Source organism: Curtobacterium sp. LFS079, from assembly GCF_047977865.1.
Classification (GTDB): Bacteria; Actinomycetota; Actinomycetes; order Actinomycetales; family Micrococcaceae; genus Arthrobacter.
Genome location: NZ_JBFPFO010000013.1, coordinates 35,798 through 57,031, shown reverse-complemented (window position 1 = coordinate 57,031; position 21,234 = coordinate 35,798). Strand labels below are relative to the sequence as shown.

Annotated in this window: 22 protein-coding genes and 1 tRNA gene; 6 read left to right on the top strand and 17 right to left on the bottom strand. The window is 66.6% G+C overall.

Translation table 11 applies throughout. The features are described 5' to 3' along the window. Positions 1-8 precede the first annotated feature (8 nt). The 3 genes from ACNQPB_RS17290 to zapE are packed head-to-tail and all read left to right on the top strand — an operon-like array spanning position 9 to position 2,603. Positions 9-434: a DUF1761 domain-containing protein gene (locus ACNQPB_RS17290; protein WP_498753654.1), complete on the top strand. Its 426-nt coding sequence runs from the start codon at positions 9-11 to the stop codon at positions 432-434. Positions 435-450: 16 nt separating this feature from the next. After that, the gene (gene corA / locus ACNQPB_RS17285) at positions 451-1,446 is read left to right on the top strand and encodes a magnesium/cobalt transporter CorA (RefSeq protein WP_498753653.1); all 996 of its coding nucleotides are present in this window, start codon (positions 451-453) and stop codon (positions 1,444-1,446) included. Next, positions 1,443-2,603 (top strand): cell division protein ZapE, encoded by a 1,161-nt coding sequence (zapE, locus tag ACNQPB_RS17280; RefSeq protein ID WP_498753652.1) that lies wholly within the window; start codon positions 1,443-1,445, stop codon positions 2,601-2,603. The genes corA and zapE overlap by 4 nt, the downstream gene beginning before the upstream one ends. 22 nt (positions 2,604-2,625) lie before the next feature. Here zapE and ACNQPB_RS17275 read toward each other — a convergent pair whose 3' ends face one another. From ACNQPB_RS17275 to galU, 9 genes are all read right to left on the bottom strand, one after another. Further along, entirely contained in the window at positions 2,626-3,153 is a 528-nt protein-coding gene (locus ACNQPB_RS17275; RefSeq protein WP_498753651.1) for a ferritin, read from the bottom strand. A 47-nt stretch (positions 3,154-3,200) separates the two neighbouring features. Beyond that, positions 3,201-3,569, bottom strand: coding sequence for a fluoride efflux transporter CrcB (gene crcB, locus ACNQPB_RS17270; protein WP_498753650.1), 369 nt, complete (start codon positions 3,567-3,569; stop codon positions 3,201-3,203). Next, positions 3,566-4,003, bottom strand: coding sequence for a fluoride efflux transporter CrcB (crcB, locus tag ACNQPB_RS17265; protein ID WP_498753649.1), 438 nt, complete (start codon positions 4,001-4,003; stop codon positions 3,566-3,568). The genes crcB (ACNQPB_RS17270) and crcB (ACNQPB_RS17265) overlap by 4 nt, the downstream gene beginning before the upstream one ends. Then, positions 4,000-4,491, bottom strand: a complete 492-nt coding sequence (locus tag ACNQPB_RS17260) for a universal stress protein (protein WP_498753648.1) — start codon at positions 4,489-4,491, stop codon at positions 4,000-4,002. Before ACNQPB_RS17260 ends, crcB (ACNQPB_RS17265) begins: the two co-directional genes overlap by 4 nt. Positions 4,492-4,581: 90 nt before the next feature. Next, a tRNA-Ala gene (locus ACNQPB_RS17255) sits at positions 4,582-4,654 on the bottom strand. Positions 4,655-4,700: 46 nt separating this feature from the next. Next, positions 4,701-5,492: an SDR family oxidoreductase gene (locus ACNQPB_RS17250; RefSeq protein WP_498753647.1), complete on the bottom strand. Its 792-nt coding sequence runs from the start codon at positions 5,490-5,492 to the stop codon at positions 4,701-4,703. Between the two features lie 18 nt (positions 5,493-5,510). Continuing rightward, positions 5,511-6,440, bottom strand: coding sequence for a hypothetical protein (locus tag ACNQPB_RS17245; protein ID WP_498753646.1), 930 nt, complete (start codon positions 6,438-6,440; stop codon positions 5,511-5,513). Between the two features lie 93 nt (positions 6,441-6,533). After that, positions 6,534-7,154 (bottom strand): GNAT family N-acetyltransferase, encoded by a 621-nt coding sequence (locus ACNQPB_RS17240; protein ID WP_498753645.1) that lies wholly within the window; start codon positions 7,152-7,154, stop codon positions 6,534-6,536. 5 nt (positions 7,155-7,159) lie between these two features. Then, the gene (gene galU / locus ACNQPB_RS17235) at positions 7,160-8,065 is read right to left on the bottom strand and encodes a UTP--glucose-1-phosphate uridylyltransferase GalU (RefSeq protein WP_498753644.1); all 906 of its coding nucleotides are present in this window, start codon (positions 8,063-8,065) and stop codon (positions 7,160-7,162) included. 120 nt (positions 8,066-8,185) lie between these two features. Between galU and ACNQPB_RS17230 the strand changes: the two genes are divergently transcribed. The 3 genes from ACNQPB_RS17230 to cpaB all read left to right on the top strand — a co-directional run bounded on the left by ACNQPB_RS17230 (position 8,186) and on the right by cpaB (position 10,130). Next, the gene (locus ACNQPB_RS17230; protein ID WP_498753643.1) at positions 8,186-8,788 is read left to right on the top strand and encodes a 5-formyltetrahydrofolate cyclo-ligase; all 603 of its coding nucleotides are present in this window, start codon (positions 8,186-8,188) and stop codon (positions 8,786-8,788) included. 171 nt (positions 8,789-8,959) lie between these two features. Then, positions 8,960-9,232 carry an FmdB family zinc ribbon protein gene (locus ACNQPB_RS17225; RefSeq protein ID WP_498753642.1) on the top strand — a complete coding sequence of 91 codons (273 nt, stop codon included), beginning with the start codon at positions 8,960-8,962 and terminating at the stop codon, positions 9,230-9,232. Between the two features lie 127 nt (positions 9,233-9,359). Next, positions 9,360-10,130, top strand: a complete 771-nt coding sequence (gene cpaB, locus ACNQPB_RS17220; protein WP_498753641.1) for a Flp pilus assembly protein CpaB — start codon at positions 9,360-9,362, stop codon at positions 10,128-10,130. A 31-nt stretch (positions 10,131-10,161) separates the two neighbouring features. On the opposite strand, the gene ACNQPB_RS17215 is transcribed toward cpaB, so the two are convergent. The 8 genes from ACNQPB_RS17215 to ACNQPB_RS17180 all read right to left on the bottom strand — a co-directional run bounded on the left by ACNQPB_RS17215 (position 10,162) and on the right by ACNQPB_RS17180 (position 21,057). After that, on the bottom strand, positions 10,162-10,365 hold the full coding sequence (locus tag ACNQPB_RS17215) for a hypothetical protein (RefSeq protein ID WP_498753706.1): 204 nt from the start codon (positions 10,363-10,365) through the stop codon (positions 10,162-10,164). A 6-nt stretch (positions 10,366-10,371) separates the two neighbouring features. Then, positions 10,372-14,307 carry an AAA family ATPase gene (locus ACNQPB_RS17210; RefSeq protein ID WP_498753640.1) on the bottom strand — a complete coding sequence of 1,312 codons (3,936 nt, stop codon included), beginning with the start codon at positions 14,305-14,307 and terminating at the stop codon, positions 10,372-10,374. Positions 14,308-14,436: 129 nt separating this feature from the next. Then, positions 14,437-16,023: a glutamine-hydrolyzing GMP synthase gene (gene guaA, locus ACNQPB_RS17205; protein ID WP_498753639.1), complete on the bottom strand. Its 1,587-nt coding sequence runs from the start codon at positions 16,021-16,023 to the stop codon at positions 14,437-14,439. 99 nt (positions 16,024-16,122) lie between these two features. Further along, positions 16,123-16,638: a DUF3817 domain-containing protein gene (locus ACNQPB_RS17200; protein ID WP_498753638.1), complete on the bottom strand. Its 516-nt coding sequence runs from the start codon at positions 16,636-16,638 to the stop codon at positions 16,123-16,125. Continuing rightward, positions 16,635-17,471, bottom strand: coding sequence for an SURF1 family protein (locus tag ACNQPB_RS17195; protein WP_498753637.1), 837 nt, complete (start codon positions 17,469-17,471; stop codon positions 16,635-16,637). The genes ACNQPB_RS17200 and ACNQPB_RS17195 overlap by 4 nt, the downstream gene beginning before the upstream one ends. 59 nt (positions 17,472-17,530) lie before the next feature. After that, positions 17,531-18,019 carry a PTS sugar transporter subunit IIA gene (locus ACNQPB_RS17190; protein ID WP_498753636.1) on the bottom strand — a complete coding sequence of 163 codons (489 nt, stop codon included), beginning with the start codon at positions 18,017-18,019 and terminating at the stop codon, positions 17,531-17,533. Between the two features lie 54 nt (positions 18,020-18,073). Further along, the gene (locus tag ACNQPB_RS17185; protein WP_498753635.1) at positions 18,074-19,834 is read right to left on the bottom strand and encodes a glycerol-3-phosphate dehydrogenase/oxidase; all 1,761 of its coding nucleotides are present in this window, start codon (positions 19,832-19,834) and stop codon (positions 18,074-18,076) included. A gap of 89 nt (positions 19,835-19,923) precedes the next feature. Then, positions 19,924-21,057 (bottom strand): GuaB3 family IMP dehydrogenase-related protein, encoded by a 1,134-nt coding sequence (locus ACNQPB_RS17180; protein ID WP_498753634.1) that lies wholly within the window; start codon positions 21,055-21,057, stop codon positions 19,924-19,926. Positions 21,058-21,234: the final 177 nt, after the last annotated feature.

Here is a 21,234-nt window from a genome sequence, read left to right as displayed (position 1 = left end):
TGCAGGCCATGGAATGGCTGTCACATATCCTGCAAATCAACTGGCTCGCCGTGCTCCTGGCGTTCGTTTCCAGCATGGTGATCGGCTTCCTCTGGTACATGCCCGCCGCCTTCGGGCGGAAGTGGATGGAGGCAATCGCCCGGACCGAAAAGGAACTGAAAGCGCTCGACGGCGGTACCGCCATCTGGGTCCCGATGATGGTGGCCGCGGCGCTGAGCAGCATCCTGCTGGCCGTGCTGGCCGGAGCCCTCGGCCTGGACACGCCGCTGGCTGCCGGGTTCTTCGCCTTCGTCGCGGCCGTGGTTTTCCGTGCCGGCGGGCATGCCATCCACAATGGATTTGCCGGAAGGGCCGCCACGGTGACACTGATCGATTCGGGTCATGACATCCTTGCCCTGACGGTTGCCGGAGCCATCATAGGAGCCCTCCCCTAGGGCGGAAGGAACGCCCATGACCATCATCGACAACGCGATCTACGTGAACGGCGTCCGCAGCGCCGCTCCGCCAAGCCTGGAGCAGTCCTTCGAAACCCTCTCGCGGCACGGCGGCATGGCATGGATCGGCCTTTACCGCCCGTCCGAGGGGGAAATGGCAGCGGTGGCGGACGAGTTCCAACTCCACCCGCTGGCCGTCGAAGATGCCATCCAGGCCCACCAGCGGCCCAAACTGGAACGCTACGACGACACCCTGTTCACGGTGCTGCGGCCGGCCCGCTACCTGGACGAGTCGGAAACGGTCGAATTCGGCGAGCTGCACGTCTTCACGGGAAAGAACTTCGTCGTCACCATCCGGCAGGCGGAGACGGCCGGGGTCGCCCAGGTGCGCCGCCGGCTGGAAAGCCAAGCCGGGCTCATGGCCTGCGGACCCGAAGCGGTCCTCTATGCCCTGCTGGACCAGGTGGTGGATGACTACGCCCCGGTGGTGGCCGGACTCGAGAACGACATCGACGAGATCGAGGACCAGCTCTTCAGCGGTGACGCCGCCGTCTCGCGCAGGATCTACGAACTCGCCCGGGAAGTCATCCAGTTCCAGCGGGCCATCAATCCCCTGCCGGACATGATCTCCCTGCTGCGCGGAGGTTTCGCGAAGTACGGTGTGGACATCGAGCTGCAGCGGAACCTGCGCGACGTCGAGGACCACGTGGAGCACCTCATTTCCAAGGTGCAGGGCTTCCGGGAACTGCTCCAGAACGCCCTCACACTGGACGGCACCCTCACCACCAACCGGCAGAACGAGGCCAGCGCCGCGCAGAACGAACAGGTGAAGAAGATTTCCTCGTGGGCCGCCATCCTCTTCGCGCCATCATTCGTGGCCGGCGTGTACGGGATGAACTTCGACTTCATGCCTGAGCTGCACTGGCCGGCAGGCTACCCTCTTGCGATCCTCATGATGGTGGGGGCAGCCCTGCTCATGTACGGGATTTTCAAGCGCAAGGGCTGGCTGTGACGGCTGCGCCGGCCGAGGTCCTGCTGATGGCGGGAATCGAAGCCGAGGCGGCCGCTGCAGGTTTCGCCCTGGAAGCCAGCCAGGCAGCCGCCGCGCGCCGGCTCTGCGAACTGGGCGCCGCCGTCGGGCAGGCCAAAGCGGCACCGTTCCGCCTCTCGAGGCGGCGCAAGGCGCCCCGGAGCGTCTACCTGCACGGCCCCGTGGGCCGCGGCAAGAGCTGGGTGATGGACAGCTTCTACGCGCAGCTTCCCGGCCGCAAGCGGCGGGTTCACTTCCACGATTTCTTCCGCAAACTGCATACGGGTGTCCAGAGCGCCACTGGTTCAAGGGCCGACGGCACGGCCATCCAGCAGGCCGTGGACTCATTGCTCGCCGGCATCGACGTGCTGTGCTTCGACGAGTTCCACGTCCACGACGTCGGCGACGGCATGTTCATCGCCCGCCTGCTGCGTACCGCCGCGGAACGGCGGGTCCCCTTGGTGGTCACCTCGAACTATCCGCCGGACACGCTGCTCCCGAACCCCCTGTGGCACGATCATTTTGTGCCCACCATTGCGGTGATCAAGGAGATGATGGACATCGTGGAGATCAACGGAAGCACCGATTTCCGGCGCAATCCTGCCGTGCCGGGCGACGACGGCGAACCCAGGGAAGGGTTCCGCCGGGGCCGTGTCATCAGCCCCGGAACGCCCCGGCAACTCGGCGCGTTCGGCCTCTTCCCGCCGCCGCCTTCGGAGCAGCGCACGCTGACGCCAACCACCCAGCCGCTGCGCGCCAAGGCCGCCGGGGATGTGCTGTGGGTGGCTTTCGCGGAACTGTGCGGCGGGCTGATGTCGACGTCGGATTATCTGGCGCTGGCGGCGGAGTACCGGGTGTGGGTGGTCGATGGCGTGCCCTCCCCCGGGCACGAATCCGCGGACGGTTCCGCGGCGGCCTGGCAGCGCTTCAGCAACGCCGTGGACGTCCTCTACGACGAGGACGTCACTCCTTTCCTGGTGGGCCGCGGCCCCTTGGACTGGGATGCCGGCGACGCCAGGCATGGCTCCGCCCTGCCCGTGGACATGGCACGGATCGCCAGCCGGCTTTCCCTGTTGGGCCGTGTGGAGGAAACCGCCGACGACGAAGCCGCGGGTTCCGAAGAAGCCCGCGGCTCCTGAGCCGGTTCCCGGAACTGCCCGGCTAGATCTCGCCGCCGGCGGTGGGCGGCGCACCTGCATCCTGGCCGCCGTCGCCCTGCTGTTCCCGGGCCACGTAGTTCTCGATGTCGAAGAGGTTGTCCGCGCGTTCGGCGATGTTCAGCAGGGTGGTCATCGACGCAACTTCCTCCACCTGTTCCTTCAGGAACCACAGCATGAACTGTTCGCCGAGGGCATCGTTCTGCTCACGTGCCGCGCGGAACAGTCCTTCGATGTTGACGGTCACCTGCTTCTCCTGGGCCAAGGCCAGTGCGATGGGCTCCCGGACGTTGGAGAACTCGTTGCGGACCTCGGGGATTCCGGGAATGGACACAGGCAGGTTCCGGTCCAGCATGTACTGGACCATCATCATGGCGTGGTTCCGTTCCTCCAGGGATTGCCGGTAGAAATGCGCCGCGAGCTGCGGGAGGTCTTCGCCGTCGAAATAGACCGCCACGGCGATGTATTGCTGGGACGCGGCAAACTCGTTGCCGATCTGTTCGGACAGGAGCTCATGGAATGTCTTGGCCATGGGTCCGATCCTAGCCCGCGGCTGCGGTGTCCACGAGGAACCGGCCACTACCCAAGCGCGGCGAGCGCGACGCCCGCTGCCGCGGCGCCCACCCCGGCGACCATGGTGCCGAGGGCGTTGAGCAGAGCCAGCCGGATGCGGCCGGACTGGATCAGCCTCACGGTTTCCACGCTGGCCGTACTGAAGGTGGTGTACCCGCCCAGGAAGCCCGTGCCAAGGACGACCTGGAGCGAGGCCGGGGCGTGCTGGCGCATCACCAGACCGGCCAGAAGGCCAAGCAGCAGCGAACCGGAAACGTTGATCACGATGGTCCCCCAGGGCAACGCGGTCCGAAAGCGCGAGCGGACCAGCCCGTCCACCAGGAACCGTGCGGCGGCCCCCGCCCCGCCGGCCAGAGCGAGCAACAAGACTGTCATCGCGCCCCCTCCACGCCCGCGGCCCGCCTGCGATGCAGTCGGAGTCCGATGGCTATGCCAAGGAACGTCGCCAGGGTGCCGCCGAGCAAGGATGCCACGAGATAGCCGAAGGCTTCGGCGGCACGGCCGGCGTCGAACAGTTGCACGGTTTCCAGGCTGAAGGTGCTGTAGGTGGTGAAGGCGCCGAGGAAACCGGTGCCGGCGGTGAGACGGATGAGTCGGCGGCGCCCTTCGTCCGGACCACGCCTGGCGAGCGACTCAAGCAGCCAACCCAGGACGAACGCCCCGGAGAGGTTGATCAGCAGCGTGGGCAACGGCCACTGTCCCGGCGCGGGAATCGCCTGTCCCAGCCAGTAGCGGGCCAGGGCTCCCAGGACACCTCCTGCTGTCACGAGGGCGAGGTATCGGGGGTGCAGGTGCAGGGGACGGCTCACCGGGAATCATCATCTTCCGGCGGCCGGCCGAGCGGGACGACGAGCACCGGCGGTCCCGCGTGCCGGGCAAGCCGTTCACCGAGGGATCCCCCGGCCAGCGTCTCGAGGTACCGCTCCAGTCCGTGTTCCTTGCTCCCGACGACAATGGTGGATGCCCCGGTTTCGGCAGCGAAGCGGAGAAGTTCCCGCGCCGGGTCTCCGGCCAGGACCGCAAAGGACCAGTCGACGCCGGCACCCTCGAGTTGCGCGGCGATCCAGTGCTTGAGTTCCGCGGCGATGTCCGTGGCATCGTCATCGACTCCGTCCGGGTCGATCGGCTGCCGTGCGCTGTCAAGGGTCGGGTCGACATAGGCCAGGACAAGCCCGGCACCGGTGCTTCGGGCGAGGTCGGCTGCGTTCCGAAGCACGGCCTCCCGATGGTGCGGGACGATGCCGGCCAGGACAGGACCGGGCCCTGCACGGTGCGCCGCTTGCTGTTGTTCTGCCACTCCGGCTCCCCTCTGGTTTGTTGGCCTGGATTTTCGTAGGCCTCAGGACGATCCTAGGGAACAGCCCAGTCGGGAAGGGAATGCGTTTTGTGGAGCTAAGGAGATTCGAACTCCTGACCTCTTCGATGCGAACGAAGCGCTCTACCAACTGAGCTATAGCCCCTGGGCGCGGTTCCGGTTTCCTCCGGTCCGTGCCAGTGCATCCTACGCTACAAAGTATCCGGCCTCTTTGCCAACCACGACTCGAACGTCTCCGTTCCGTGTCGCAATTCAGGAGCGAGGTTCAGGCCTTTCCTCAGGTAGGTGCCCATCGCGCCCGGCAAGGGAAATTCCACGATCAGTCCCCTGTGCCCGGTGATTCTCCGCCAGCTTTCGGCAAGCTCCCGCATGGTCCGGATCTCCGGGCCCGCGATGGTCACCGTGCGGTGCCGCTCGCGCCCAGGGGAGATCTCCAAGGCTTCCGCCAGCAACGCCCCGGCGACCTCCCGCGGCGAAATGGTCTGGAAGGCCGCGCCCTTGATGACCGGCACCACGCCCACTTTGGCCCCTGCTGCGAACACGGCCGCCAGCAGGCTGTGGAACTGGCTGGCCCGCACTGTGACGGTGTCCAGCCCGGAAGCCGCGTAGACCTTTTCCTTGGCGGCCTTGGCGGCGTAGAAGGCCGCCGTGCTGGCATCGCAGTTGATGATCGAGAGGGCTACCGCCCGGCGGACATCTGCAGTGGCGGCGGCCGCAAGAAGCCGGGCACCGGCGTCGGCGTACTGCTTCCGGGCTTTGCCCGAGCGCCCCTCAAGGCAATCGATCAGGACGTCGCAGCCAGCCAGTGCTTCCGCCAGCCCTTCGCCCGTGGTGGCGTCCGCCCGGACATACCGCACGCCGTCGTCCGCTCCGACGGTCGGACTGCGGCTGAACGCGGTGACCGCGAGCCCCTGCTTAACTGCAAGGCGGGCGGCTTCCTGGCCGATCTGGCCGGTGCCGCCCGCAATGCAAAGCGTTGTCATGTCAACCGCACTGTCATGTCAGGCGCGGCGGCGCTGCAGGACGTCGTCCAAGTTGCTGAGGGCGCTGGACTTTCCGGCAGCCTGGGCCTTGCCGAACGGCGTCTGGGCCGCAGGCAGTGCGGGGGCGGATCCGGCGTTCTTCAGGATCGGTTTACCCACCGGCTTCGGCTGCGCGGGGAGGTCCAACGGCTCCGGTGCCGGGCGGCTGGCCTTCGCTGCGTCAACGTAAACAGGCTTGGGGACCTCGACGGGCTGCCAGCTGACGTCGGCGGCTGCGCCGGGTGCCTTGGTGTCGCCGGCGGCTTCGGCCACCTTCAGCGCGGCCTGGCGGAGTTCGACGGCGGTCAGGCGGGCAGCTTCACGGCCGTGGGCTTCGGCGTCGAAGACGGCGGTGTCGCGCGGCTCTGCGGGGACGCTTGCCGCGGCTTCCTTGCGTGCCGGGGACATCGCCGCCCGGAATGCCGCCTCCATTTTCCTCCGGCGGTCGCGGACAGCCAGGCGGCGCAGCGAAAGGACAATGCCGACCACCGAAAGCAGGGAAAGCACCGGGAGCCAGGACGGGGCCAGAGCGAAAATGCGAAGGACTCCGGACACCACGGCCGTCAGCAGGAAGACAAGGCCGGCCAGGGCCAGCGCACAGCGCCCGTATCTGAGCTTGAACGCCGGTTCCCGTACGGCAGCGCCCAGGTTGCCGGCGGCGCCGGTTCCGGTGCTCGGTGCGGGTGCGGTGCTCTGCATCGTCTCCATCACTTTCTCCTGCTGGGGGGCCGTTTTCGCGCCCGTCACGGCGTGCAGCCGGGGCTTTTCTGCGGCCTCTTCGTCCATGGGAACACCGGGACCGGAAACAAACTGCCGGCGGCGGTTCCGCAGTACGTATGGAGCTACCCAAACCATCCACAGGGCGACGGTGATCACAAGGATCACTGAGCTGCTGAGGGGGAAGTCCACACTCAAAACCGTAGAAGGAAATACAGGGGCGCCGCCGCATTAGCGGCGGTGTGTCGTCCCAGTTGCATCAAATGAATGGACTATGTGGTCCGATCAGCGTTCCCGGCTGCGCAGCCAGGTGCTGAGCAGGCCTTCCGGGACCTCCTCCGAGGTCAGCGCGAAGCTGCGGTGATCGGCCCAGCTGCCGTTGATGTGGAGGTACCGCTCGTGGTAGCCCTCGTCCCGGAAGCCGAGCTTCTCCACCACCCGCAGGCTCGCCCGGTTTTCCGGCCGGATGTTGATCTCCATGCGGTGCAGGCCCAGTTGCCGGAAACAGTGGTCGGTTGCCATTGCGACGGCGGTGGGGGCGATTCCCCTGCCCGCCCGGTCCTGGTCCACCCAGTACCCGAGCGTTGCCATCATGGCCGAACCCCAGATGATCGAAGACACAGTCAGCTGGCCAACGATCCGCGGTTCCGGGAAACCAGAAATGCGTTCGGTGATCACGAAAGGCAGCGCTGTACCCTGGCGAGCCTGGGAATTCAGGGAAGCCACCATTTGGCGGTAGTTCGGAAGTGCTCCGCCCGGCGCCGGATTCGAGGCTTCCCAGGGTGCCAGCCATTCACTGTTCCTGGACCGGACCTCAGTCCATTCCCTCTTGTCCCGGTAACGGATGGGGCGAAGCAGCAGACCGCCGCTTTCCAATGTCACCGGCCAGATGGCCGAACCCCACACGGAGGTTACTTGCCGAGACGGGAAGCGAAGCCTGGAAGCCAGTCACGCAGGCCGGGGCCCAGGTCCTCACTGTCGCAGGCCAGCTCGACGCAGGCCTTGAGGTAGCTCAGTTTGTCGCCGGTGTCGTAACGGCGTCCGCGGAAAACGACGCCGTAGACGCCGCTGCCTTCGCCGTCGCCTTCGGCGAGGACCTGGAGGGCATCGGTCAGCTGGATTTCCCCGCCTTGGCCCGGCTCAGTCTTTTCGAGGACTTCGAAGACCGCGGGATGCAGGACGTAGCGTCCGATCACGGCAAGGTTGGACGGCGCCTCACCAACGGCAGGCTTCTCCACCAGGCCCTTGACCCGGACGAAGCCCTCGTCGCCGAAGGGTTCGACGTCGGCGCAGCCATAGGAGCTGATCTGCGAGGGTTCCACCTCGATCAGCGCCACGACCGACCCGCCCGTGCGGCGCTGGAGGTCGATCATGTCACTCAGCAGGGAGTCCTGGGCGTTGATGAGGTCATCGCCCAAAAGGACGGCGAAGGGTTCTTCGCCCACGTGCTGCTTGGCACGCAGCACCGCGTGGCCGAGGCCCTTCGGGTCGCCCTGGCGGACGTAATGGATGTCGCCGAGGTTGGTGGCTGCCTGGATGGACTCCAGCTTGGCGATGTCCCCCTTGGCTGCCAGCGTGGCCTCCAGGGCCGGCACGCGGTCAAAGTGGTCCTCCAGGGCGCGCTTGTTGCGCCCTGTGATCATCAGGACGTCATTGAGGCCGACACTCACGGCTTCTTCCACGACATACTGGATGGCCGGTTTGTCTACGACCGGCAGCATTTCCTTTGGCATCGCCTTCGTTGCGGGCAGGAATCTTGTGCCGAGCCCGGCAACAGGAATAACGGCCTTGCGGACAGTGCAGTTATTGGAAGTCACTGCTCTAATCTAACGGAAGGTGTGACGCAATGGGCAAAAGCCTTTGCCGGAGGGTCCGCCATAATCGGCGTCAGGCAGCATGGTTTGTTCCCCGGGATCCAGGACAGGAAGTGGACAGCGTTGACTCTGAAGGATGAAATCCGTGCCGGGCACCGGGCACGCCGGAAGGCGCTGAGCGCCTCGCAGATCGAGATGGCCGGTAAGGGCATCGCCAGGCACGGGATGGCTTGGGCCACCGCCCTGTCCGCCGGGGCCTCGAAAACGTTCGCGGTCTACCTTGGCGTGGGCCAGGAGCCGCCCACCATGCCGTTGCTGGAGGCCCTGCATGAAGCCGGACATCGGGTGCTCCTGCCCGTTTGCGAGGACGACCGCCAACTGAGCTGGGTGGAATGGACCCCGCAGACTGCGTTTCACCGTTCCCGCTTCGCGCCGGTCGACGAGCCCGACGGCGAACGGCTGGACAGTTCGGTGGTCGCGGGAGCGGACGGGATCTTCCTTCCGGCGACTGCCGTGGACGGCAGCGGCAACCGGATCGGCCAAGGCGGCGGCTACTACGACCGCCTCCTTGAGCGGCTTGACGCCGCCGGACAGCGGCCCCCGGCCGTCGCCGTCGTCTACGCCGGGGAGATCCTGCCCGCGGGGACCATTCCGGTCGAGCCCTTCGACAAGCCGGTGGCCGGCGCCCTGACCCCCGATGGCGAAGTGCGGTTCGCGACCCCCTGAACCGCGCGTCCGCCCCGGGCCAGGCGGTGCCGGTGTTGTCCGCGCCACAAACGCTGGCGGTGCCGGCCGCCGTCGATGATAGAATTGGCACTCAGGCCCTGGGACTGCTAAGGAACCACAAGGTTCCCGATGCGGACAGGACCTGATGTTTGTCCCTGAGGAGGATCACCAGTGCCCACATACGCATACGCCTGCAAGGACTGCGGCCACGCCTTTGACATCGTCCAGGCTTTCTCGGACAGCTCGCTGACCGAATGCCCGGAGTGCCTGGGCGCCCTGCGCAAGAAGTTCAACAGCGTCGGTGTGGTTTTCAAGGGCTCGGGGTTCTACCGGACTGACTCCCGCGATTCCAAGGGCAGCACTGTTTCCGCTGCACCTTCCGCGCCTGCAGCCCCTGCTGCCTCCGCGGCGCCGGCACCCGCCGCTGCTGCCGCTGCCGGGTAGGCTGCTCCCCTCCCCTGTTCCTGTGGCGTCGTTCCTGGTGGCGTCCCGTGATATCCACATGAGGGTTTTGTCCACATAGCGTGAGCTGTGCGTTCTGCGGCCACGGCGTGACGGTTAGCGTGGCTGCATGCCAGCCAATCGAGCAACCAGGTCCCCGCACGGACGCGCCGGTCGACGCAACTCGAACCGCAGCAACCCACCCGGCTCCCGCGCCCCCCGCCGTTCACTTCCTGAACGGGCGGCAGCATGGCTGCTGCGCAACCGCCGCCTTGCCGTCGCCCTGCTTCTTTGCCTGGCGGCAGGGATCTCGGTCCATCAGCTGACTCCGCCTTCAGAACACAAAATCCAGGTCCTTGTCGCGGCCAGAGACCTTCCAGCCGGGCTCTCCCTCGGGAAAACCGATCTGGTTCCGCGGGCCGTCCCACCTGACATCGTCCCGGCCGGCGCCCTGACTGCCGTGCAGGATGTCGAAGGCCGGGCGCTCGCTGCTCCGCTCAGCAGCGGTCAGATCCCGACGGACGCCCAACTGCTGGGTCCCGGCCTTCTCACCGGCGCCGGAGCTGGGACAGCGGCCGTACCTGTCCGGCTGGCGGATCCTTCATCCATACAGCTTGTCTCTGCCGGGCAGCTGGTCAACATCGTGCTCACAGCATCCGACGGCCTGGGCGGAAGCGGTGGCAAGCCCGAAACCCTCGCCACCGGCGTCCCCGTGCTCTGGACGTCAAAACAGGGCGGCAAAACCGGGGACTGGCTGGCGACACCGGACACCGAAGGCCTGATGGTGGTCGCGGCCAGCCCTGCACAGGCCGGAAAGCTCGCCGGGGCCTCGACCCGCGGGAAGCTGTTCTTCGTCCTGGTCCCCTCCGCCGAACAGGCAATGACGACTGATCAGCCGTGAAGGCGTCGGGAGACGACTGCAGCCGCAGTGCTCAGCCCCAGTGCGGGGGCTTCTGTTCCTTCAGCCATGCATCGTGGTCGTAACCACTCTCGTCGCCCCAGGTGCGCGGTTCGTCTTCCGAGGCAACCTTGGGCAGAATTCCTTCCGAACCAGTCTTCCGTGTGGAGGACTTCGCGGCGGACTGTCCTTCACGGCTGCCCCGCTCCTTCTTGTGGCCTTGGGCCTCGGCATCCATGCTGCACTACTCCGCTTCTTGTTGCTCTTCCGGGCCTGCCTGCACTTCCGGGCCCACCGAGGCGGACCGGCCGTGGTCCTCCTCCCATTGTGCGCCACGCTGGTGCCCTTCAGCCGACCCTTCGGTGTCGAGATCGTCCACATGTTGGTCCAGGAAGCCCTGTTCCGCGTCCGCGTAAGGCCTCGCAACCGATTCCAGGCCGAGGTAGGAACCGATCCTGTCAGCGCAGGAAGACGGGTCGGTGAAGACTTCGATGGTCCACAACGACATGTAACGCCAGCCCATGCGTTCGAGCAGCTGGGGGCGGAGCCGGCTGCGTTCCCGCACGCTCATGCGACGGTAACGCTCCGTTCCGTCCGATTCGATGGCCACAGGAGTGGGCAGTTCGCTTTCGTCCCGACCGATCGTGAGCACCGGGTCGGCTGCGGCGGCAATGTCCAGGGCACCATCGTAGTGGTGCCATACCCGGGCGCCGCGTGCGCGCAGGCGTTCTCCCAAGTCTGCGACGAGCGGGTCTTCGCCAAGAGCCTGCTCGCTGGCGGCAGCCCTGATCGCAGGCGTGCCAATGGTCGAGTTCCCGGAAACCTCCCGATCCAGCAGCTCGTAGAAGTCCACCGCGCCGTGGGACAGCCGGTCGAGGTCGAGGTCCTCCGGACGGAAGCAACTCAGGACGTGCAGGGACCGCCGCGACCGGGTCATTGCAAGGGCGAATTTGTTCCGTCCGCCTTCCACGGAGAGCGGGCCGAAGCTGTGCAGGGCCCTGCCGTGCGGGGTGCGGCCGTAGCCGAGGGAGAAAATCACGTGGTCCCGGACAAGGCCCTGGGCGCGCTCGAGGTCCACCACGCGGAACGATTCCGGACCGGCGCTGAAGAACCCAGCGAGGAGAGGGTGGTTCGGCAGTTGGAGGCGGATGGCTTCCCCGATCCTGGCGGCGTGGCGCAGGCTTGCCGTCACGACCGCCAGGGAAGTCCGGGGGCGCAGGCTGGCGTGTTCGAACACGAGGTCGACCACCCGGTTGACCTCGGCCGCCACTGACTCCACCCCTTCATGGTCGGAGCTGGGAAGGCCCGTCCCGTCGGGTATGTATTCCACCAGCACGGAGCGGTCGAGCCCCGTGACGGATTGGCCGTCGGGCAGCCGGCGCAGGGCGCCGTCGTAGTGGTTCTTGCTCAGCTGCAGCACGAGGTCCTCGTCCACCGCGCGGTAGATCCAGTTCAGCTGCCAGGTGGGCAGGACGCCGGACAGGGCGCTGAAGGCGCTGTCCACGGTTTCCTGGCCGCTGGTGCCGGGGATCCGTGGCTCAACTGCCACGCTGAAGCTGCGTGCGATGGCCGTCTTGGGGTCACCGAAAGCGATGACCTGCCTGGCACGGGCGATGGCGGGAAGTGCCGCCTGCAGCGACGTCGATGCAGCATCGAGGATCACGACGGCATCGAAGGATTGCTCGGCGGGCAGCAGGCCTGTCAGCAGGTGGGGGCTCAACGACCAGACGGGCACCAGTAGCGGTACCAGGTCCGGCGCCTGGGCGCTCAGGGCGGGGAGGGTGATACGGCCGTCCTTGATGACGTTCTTGAGAAGGTCGGCCTGCCGGGGCTGCTCCACGATACCCGCGCGCCACCGTTCGGCGAGCTGCCAGCGCAACCGTGCTGCGCCGCTGGCCACATGGGCTTGGTCCGCAAGACGGTACTCCGCTTCAAGCTTGCGCAGGGATTCGCCGTCGGACATGGCCAGATAGTCGTCCCCGCTGATCATGGCCTCAAGCGCGGATTGCCACCAGGCCAGGTCGAGCTCCGCCGCGACGGACCCGGGACCCACCTCGCGGGCAGCGAGGTCGGCCAGCAGTTCGCCGAGGCCATGTTCCCGCATGTCCTCGATGAGCAGGGTGCGCTCCGGCAGGGTTTCGAGTGTCTCGGTGTCCGCGACGAGGGCTTCCAGGCGTGCCATGAGCTCGGCGTAAGGAGTCTCGTGGAGCTTGCCGCCGTCGCGTGTGTGCCTGAGGCAGCTGCCCAGTTGGCTCAGTTCGCGGTCAAGGTCCCGGTACGCGCTTCCGAGCTCCGCAAGCCCTGAAGGTACCGCAGGGTGGCGCTGGCTCGTGGCGTAGTCGGCCCAGAGGCTGCGTTGTTCCTGCACCAGCACCAGGGAACTGTGCAGGTCGGCGATGTGCACGCCGGGCCGGACGTACTCCTTGGCCACGCGGCGCAGCCGCGAGCGTTGCATGGACGGCATCTCCAAGCCGCGCTCCCGCCGCCACGCCGAGGACGCGGTGGCGGAAATGAGGTCATGAACCGGCCGGTCGAAGATGTCCGGGGTGAACTTGTCCAGGCTTTCCCGGACAGCCATCAGCAACTCAAGCTGGGCTCCCCATTCGGCGAAGGTCGCTCCCAGCCTGATCTCCGAGTGCTCCGCGAGGGACTCCATGCGTTCCCGGAGGACCGGGAGCTGGCCGTGGGCGTCGCGGGCCAGCTTCTGTGCTTCCTCGGTCTCCTTCCGGGTCACCAGTCGCGCACCGTACCAGGGGCTGTTGACGGCGGAGTTGCTGAAGCTGCCCAGCTCTGCCGCGCGGCGCAGTCGTTCCGCCAGCTCCTGGCGGTCCTTGATGTTGTCCAGGACACTGCGCTTCAGGCGGACCGTGGTGGCGGGGGCGGGCTGGATGGATGTCAGCTCGGCCAAGGACTGCATGGCCTGGTAGGGCGAGCATCCCCAGCGTTCCCGGACATTATGCAGGGAAGCGACGTGGTCCAAGAGCGCGTGCCGGTGCTCAACAAGGGTGTTGTGCAGATTTGCAAGCTGCGGTTCCAGGGACTTCTCGTTGCGGATGATCGCACTCACCAGCTGCGACTTGAGCTGCTGCGCCGGAACGCCGTTGCCAGGCCGGAAGAGCAGGGATTCGAGGCCGAGGGCCTCCATGCCGCCGGCCAAGGCGTTGAGGCTGCTGCGCCGCTCCCCCACGACGAGGACGGACCGGCCTTCCCCGACCAAGGCGCCGATGGTGTTGATCGCGGTCTGCGTCTGGCCGCTGCCCGGAGGCGTACTGACGACAAGGGAATCTCCGGCCCGGGCAGCGTCGATGACGTACTGCTGGTCGGTATCGGCGTCCAGGAGCAGCAGTTCGTCTGCGGGGTCGCGTTCGTCCAAGCCCGGAAAGCGCTCCGGCTGCACCGGAACAGGCACGGTGTCCCCGCCGTTGGCCCGGTCTGCGAGGGCGGCCACGATCGCGTTGCCTTCATTGATCCAGGGATCGTCGAGATTGCCCGAGAGGTCCGCGAGGGTGGTCACGAGGAGGTTCGAAGAGACCTCCGCACCGTGGATCGGCTTGACGAGGGTGCCGATCCGGTCAAGGACGGGCAGCGGGTCCAGCCGGGCCGTATTGTAGGCCATGCGTCCGACCGCGGCGGCGTCAAACACAATGCCGTGCACGGCCTTCAAGTGGCGGACCAATGCGGGGTTGATGGCGGCCTGCTCGGTGAGCTGGAGCTCGTAGTCATCCTCGCCGGGCCGCGCCGTGAGGGAGATGCCTGCGAGCATCACGGGGGCAGAGACGCGTTGCGGCTTTCCGCCCACGGCGGACGTCCAGACAACTGTTCCGCAGGACAGGTAGCCGGCATCGACGCCGCGGTCATTCGACAGTTCAAAGATCTTCGAACGCAGGTTGCGCGCGGCCCGCGCAGCCACAAGGTACTGCTGACGGTCGCGGATCAGCGTGGACAACCTCGTCCGGCGTCCTGCGAGAAGCTGGGCGAGCCCGGAGGGGTGGCCGCTGCTGAGGTCGATCGATCCTTCCGGCGTCTTCACGAAGCGCAGTACGGTGTCCGCACCGGTCACCGATTTCAGCCCGGAGAGCCATTTCCTGAGCTCCGCGGAGCTCTCTTCCTGGCTGTGACCTACAGACACCGCTGCCTTCTTTTCTGTACTAGCTTGAGACGCCTTGGACCAAATCGGCATACTTTCGAGGGTAGCCGGAAACGGCCGGGGCTGAGGGACCGCAACACTGGCCGGCGGGCAAATTCCGCGTGATCCAGCCGGAAAAAGCAAAGTGGCCGGCCTCCCGGAAGAGGCCGGCCACTCAGGACCTTATTCCCACTCGATGGTTCCCGGCGGCTTGCTGGTCACGTCGAGCACAACGCGGTTGACGCCGTCGACCTCGTTCGTGATGCGGTTGGAGATCCGCGCGAGGAGGTCGTACGGAAGGCGGGACCAGTCGGCCGTCATGGCGTCCTCGCTGGACACCGGACGGAGGACGATCGGGTGGCCGTAGCTGCGGCCGTCACCCTGGACGCCCACGCTGCGCACGTCGGCCAGCAGGACGACCGGCATCTGCCAGACCTCCTGGTCCAGGCCCGCGGCGGTGAGCTCGGCGCGGGCGATCGCGTCGGCCTTGCGGAGCAGTTCCAGGTTGCCGGAGGTGATCTCACCCACGATGCGGATGCCCAGGCCGGGGCCGGGGAAGGGCTGGCGCCCGACGATTTCCGCGGGCAGGCCAAGCTGGGCTCCGACCGCACGGACCTCGTCCTTGAAGAGGGTGCGCAGCGGCTCCACGAGCTCGAACTGGAGATCCTCCGGGAGGCCTCCCACGTTGTGGTGGCTCTTGATGTTGGCCGTTCCCTCGCCGCCGCCGGATTCGACGACGTCCGGGTACAGGGTGCCCTGGACCAGGAACTTGATGCTCTCGCCCTCGGATGCGGCCTCGGCGATGATGGCCCGCTCGGCCTCTTCGAACGCGCGGATGAACTCGCGGCCGATGATCTTGCGCTTGGTCTCGGGGTCGGTGACCCCGGCCAGGGCGTTCAGGAAGCGCTCCTGCTCGTTGGCGACATAGAGCTTCGCGCCGGTGGCGGCGACGAAGTCACGCTCCACCTGCTCGGCCTCGCCCTCGCGCAGCAGGCCGTGGTTGACGAACACGCAGGTCAGCTGGTCGCCGACGGCGCGCTGCACCAGGGCGGCTGCGACGGCTGAGTCCACGCCGCCGGACAGGCCGCAGATCACGCGGGAGTCGCCGATCTGCTTGCGGATGCGCTCAACCTGCTCATCGACGATGCTGCCGGTGGTCCAGTTCGGCTCAAGGCCTGCGCCCCTGTAAAGGAAGTTCTCCAGGATCTTCTGGCCGCCCTCGGAGTGCTTGACTTCGGGGTGCCACTGGACGCCGAAAAGGCCCTTTTCCTCATTGGCGATTGCGGCCACGGGGGCGCCGGCGGTGCTGGCCAGCACTTTGAACCCTTCGGGCGCCTTCTGCACGGAGTCGCCATGGCTCATCCAGGACTTGTGGTCTCCCACGCCCTGCAGGAGCGGGTTGTCCTGGTTGAGGATGGTGGTCTCGGTGGAGCCGTACTCGCGCAGGCCGGTCTGGGCCACTTCGCCACCCATGGCGAGCGACATGCCCTGGAAGCCGTAGCAGATACCGAGGACCGGAACCCCGGCCTCGAAGAGGTCCCGCGGGACCACGGGGGCACCCTCGGCGTAAACGCTGGAGGGGCCGCCGGAAAGGATGATCGCTGCCGGGTTCTTGGCCAGGAGCTGCTCGGTGGTGAAGGTGTGCGGAACGATTTCCGAATACACGTTTGCTTCACGGACGCGGCGGGCAATCAGCTGCGCGTACTGGGCACCGTAGTCAACAACCAGCACCGGCTTCTGGGAAGTCTGGGGCGCGGTGGGAGTAGTCACCAGAACAGCCTACTTTGCCCGGCTGCCCCGGTGCATCTTCACCCCCGCCAACGGCCGCCCAAAACAGGTCGGACGTCAGCAATGTCACACGGGCGGAGCTCAGTAGCGCTTGGATGCCTGCGGATTGGCGGCCAGTTCGGCCTCGACTTCCGCATGGAACTTCTTCTCGACGATGAAGGACATCAGCGGCACCACACCGCCCAGGGCGAGCAGGATGAACTTCGTGAACGGCCAACGCATCAGGGACCACAGGCGGAAGTCCGAGACCAGGTACACCACGTACATCCAGCCGTGGACGATCAGCACCGTCACCGACAGATTCACGCCGCCAATGACCCCCGGGGGTTCCGACTCCGCGAAGCCGAAGCCGAAGGGCCGGCCGGACAGGGCGTCCGTGCCGCCGGCGTAAAGCGATACGCCGAATCCGTAGCGGGCGATCAGCTCGGCGCACAGCAGCAGGAGCATGGTGCCGGTGAGGTAGGCCATCACCTTGTAGAACTTCAACGCCGAGCGGATCTGCGCTTCGGTCCCGCCGAAGCGGCGCTTCTTGGCGGCCGGGCGGCCGTTTGAGGCACCGGGCTGTTCGGATGGAATTGCCGGTTTCGGCTCAATCATGGCTGCACCTTTTGTTCTGGATCGCTTGCTGTTGGTGTTTCGTCGTCCTGGACTTCGTCATCCGGGACCTCATCTTCAAGGTCGCGGCGGTAGTCGTCGGCCACCAGGCGCCACCAGATGTAAAGCGCGAAGCCGGCGAAGACCACCCATTCCACGGAGTAGAAGAGGTTCAGCCAGTTGATCTGCCGGGCCGGCGGCTGGGCAGCGATGTTGAGGGCTTTCATCTCCGTGGGCAAGCTCAGACCCTTGCCGCCGCTGCTTTCGGCCGTGGCGGCGACAAACCCCGGATAGCTGGAAACGTCCCAGCGGTTGATGAGTTCGGCGACCGACACCGCGGATGCCCGCCCCGCACCGGCGTCGACGTTGGGCAGGGGCGCTTCCGAAGGAAGCAGCCGTCCGGTCAGCTCAATGGTGCCCGACGGCGGCGGGCCGGCCTGGCCGGGTTCCGCCACCCAGGCGCGGGCCACAGGGATCCAGGTCTTCGCGGAGGCACCGGCACCGTGGAGGGCGGGCGCGCCGTCGACGGCGAAGGCCGAGACAACCCAGTAACCCTTGTTGCCGTCTTTCAGCCGTCCTTCGACGAGGACCTGCTTGGCGGGGTCGTAGCTGCCGGTGGCACTGACCATCTGGTCCGCGACGGCGCCGGGGAAGAAGGTGCCGGGCTTCAGGACAGTGGTGAGGGCTTTGGTTTCCTCGATCTGCGGAGAGACCGGGACCTCGCTCTGGGTGGATCGTCCGAACTGCCACTGGCTCAACAGCACGAACACCCCGGAAAGCAGGAGCGCAAAGACGAGCCCTGCGATCCAGCGGGGTTTCAGAGCGGTTTTCAACACCCCTTAACCGTACTTCGTCAGGCTGTAGAACAGCTAAACGGGGATGCCCTGCAGGGCCCTCAGTGGTCGAAGAACACCAGGCTGGAGTTGATCAGCTCGGCAATGACTTCGGGGTCGTGGGCGCGCCGCAGGGATTCGCGGAAGGACTCCTTGGACAAGGAACGGGCCATGGTGGCCAGGACTTCGAGGTGGTCGGAGAAGGAACTGGGCGGGGTGGCGATCAGCAGGACCAGGGTGGCCGGCCCGTCCGCGGCGCCGAAGTCCAGTGCGTGCCCGAACTTGGTGACGCCCACTGCGATGGAGATCCGGGACACGAACTCGCTGCGGGCGTGCGGCAGCCCGATGCCCCCGGGCAGGCCGGTCGCCATCTGGTGTTCGCGGGCATTGACCTGGCCCAGGAAGCCGGCGAGATCCGTGATGCGGCCGTGGGCGTGGAGGCGCTCGGCAAGCTGCGCGGCGGCTTCACCCTTGTCCGCGGCTTCCATTTCGAGGATGACCAGGTCAGGTGTGGTCAGGTCCGCATCATACGGGTCCAGTGTTTCCGCCAAAATGATTCCCTTCAGTGTTCGTCTCCCCCGGGCGTGGCCGTCCCCGCGCGGGGCTCAGCGCAAGGGAACGATGTCATCCACGCCCATGCGGGCAGCGTCGGCCGACTCGTCGTCGGGCTGTTCCTGGCTGAGCCGTTCCGCTTCGACGCGGGCAAGGTAGTGCTTGATTTCGCCTTCCCGCTGCGCATCGCTCCAGCCGAGGATTTCTCCCATCAGCTTAGCGACTAAGGGCACCGCGGACACTCCCCTGTCCCACGCCTCGATCGAAATGCGGGTCCGGCGGGTCAGGACGTCGTGCACGTGCCGGGCACCTTCGTGGGTGGTGGCGTAGACGACCTCGGCGGCCAGGTAGTCATCGGCACCCGGCAACGGCTCCGCAAGTTCGGGCAGCTCCGCGATCAGCGCGAGGACGTCGGTGGCCATGGAACCGTAGCGGTTCAGCAGGTGTTCCACGCGTGCCACATGAACGCCGGATTCCTCGGCCATTCGGGACCGGCGGTTCCAGGCGGCCTTGAACCCTTCGGCGCCGAGCAGCGGGATGGTCTCGGTGCAGCTCGCCGGGACGCGCTCGTCCATGGCCCGGGTGGCTTCGTCCACCGCATCCTTGGCCATGACCCGGTACGTCGTGAATTTTCCGCCGGCCACGACCACCAAGCCGGGAACCGGGTGCGCCACCACATGTTCGCGGGAGAGCTTGGCGGTGGAGTCGCTCTCCCCCGCCAGCAGGGGCCGCAGGCCGGCATACACGCCCTCGACGTCTTCCCTGGTCAACGGGCGCTTCAGCACTTTGTTGACGCGCTCCAGAACGTAGTCAATGTCCTTCGAAGAGGCGGCGGGGTGTGCCTTGTCCAGCTTCCAGTCGGTATCCGTGGTGCCGATGATCCAGTGCCGGCCCCACGGAATGACGAAAAGCACGGATTTCTCGGTCCTCAGGATCAGGCCGACGGTTGACTGGAAGCGGTCCCGCGGAACAACCAGGTGGATGCCCTTGGAGGCACGGACTTTAAGCTGCCCCCGGTCGGTCACCATCGCCTGCGTTTCGTCCGTCCACACGCCGGTGGCGTTGAGAACCTGCTTGGCGCGGATCGCGAAGGTGCTGCCGTCTTCCTGGTTCTCCACTTTCGCGCCGACCACCCGCTCCCCTTCCCGCAGGAAGGAAACCACGCGCATCCGGTTCACCGCGTGCGCACCGTAGCGGGCCGCCGTCCGGACGACGTTGACCACCAGCCGCGCGTCGTCCACCTGCGCGTCGTAGTAGCGGATGGACCCGACGAAAGCGTCGTTCTTGAGGCTCGGCGCGGCGCGCAGGGTGCCTCGCCGGAAGAAGTGCTTGTGCCGGGGCACACCGCGGCTGTGGCCGGAAGTCAGCCCGAGAGTGTCATAGAGGAAGATGCCCGCGCCCACGTAGGGCCGTTCCCAAAAGCGCCGCGTGAGCGGATACAGGAACGGAACCGGACGGACCAGATGCGGGGCGATTTGCTGAATGAGCAGACCGCGCTCCTGCAACGCCTCCTGCACCAGGGCGAAGTCGAGCATCTCTAGGTAGCGCAGCCCGCCGTGGATCAGTTTGGACGAGCGGGATGAGGTCCCGGATGCCCAGTCGCGGGCCTCCACGATGCCCACCGACAGGCCACGGGTCACCGCGTCCAGGGCCGCCCCGGCGCCCACCACACCACCGCCGACAATAAGGATGTCGAGCTCTTTACCGGCGTCGGTGGTGCCTTTGAGCACCTCAATGGATTCGGCCCTCGCCTGCGGGCTCAGTGCACCGTCCGGTGCGTTGAATGCCTGCGAACCCCCTGCTGCCCTGCCCATTGGACGCCTCCCATCGCGCGTTCAGCCGTCGATCCCCCCAGACTACTTGCTGAGTCCGGGCTTGGGCAGGGCAGGCTCGGCCGACGGATTTAGCCCAGATACGGGGAAACGACGACGTCGACCCGCTGGAATTCCTTCAGGTCCGAATAGCCGGTGGTCGCCATCGAGCGGCGCAGCGCGCCAATGAGGTTGGACGTGCCGTTGGTGTGGTGTCCGGGGCCGAAGAGCACTTCCTCGAGCGGACCGACGGTTCCGACGTTGACGCGGTCGCCGCGCGGCAGTTCGAGGTGGTGAGCCTCCTGGCCCCAGTGCCAGCCCTTGCCGGGCGCTTCTTCGGCGCGCGCGAGGGCGCTGCCCAGCATGACGGCGTCCGCCCCCATGGCGATGGCCTTGACGATGTCGCCCGAGGAGCCCATGCCGCCGTCGGCGATGACGTGCACGTAACGCCCGCCGGACTCGTCGAGGTAGTCGCGGCGCGCGGCGGCGACGTCGCTGATGGCCGAGGCCAGCGGCGAGTGGATGCCCAGCGCGCGCCGGGTGGTGGTGGTGGCGCCACCGCCGAAGCCGACCAGGACGCCCGCGGCGCCCGTGCGCATGAGGTGCAGGGCCGGGGTGTACCCGGCGGCGCCGCCGACGATCACCGGAACGTCGAGTTCGTAGATGAACTTCTTCAGGTTCAGCGGCTCGTGGTTCTTGGAGACATGCTCGGCGGAGACAGTGGTACCGCGGATGACGAAGATGTCGACGCCGGCGGCCACCACCGTCTTGTAGTGCTCCTGGGTGCGTTGCGGCGTCAGGGAGCCGGCAACCGTGACACCGGAAGCGCGGACTTCGGCGAGCCGGCTGGTGATGAGCTCGGGCTGGATCGGTGCCTTGTAGAGCTCCTGCATGCGGCGCGTGACCGCGGGGCTGGCGGTTTCGTCGGCGAGTGCGGCGATTTCATCCAGGACAGCCTGCGGGTCCTCGTAACGGGTCCACAGGCCCTCGAGATCCAGCACGCCGAGGCCGCCGAGCTTGCCCAGTGCGATGGCGGTTTCCGGCGACATGGCCGAGTCCATCGGGGCAGCGATCACCGGCATTTCGAACTTATAGGCGTCAATCTGCCAGGAGACGGAGACGTCCTTGGGGTCGCGGGTCCTGCGGTTGGGGACGATCGCAATGTCATCCAGGGAGTAGGCACGACGCCCACGCTTGCCACGGCCAATCTCAATCTCATAAGTCACGGGCTCTACTTTACTGGACCCCCATGACGGAACCGATTCGACCAATAAAGTAAAGGCTTCACAAAACGTGAAAGAACTATTTACAAATATTGACAACGCCAATAGATTTCTCTCGGTTGCGGAAACCCTCCGCGCCGACTCCACTTTCATCGCCCGGGACCACACCCGCCCGGAGAC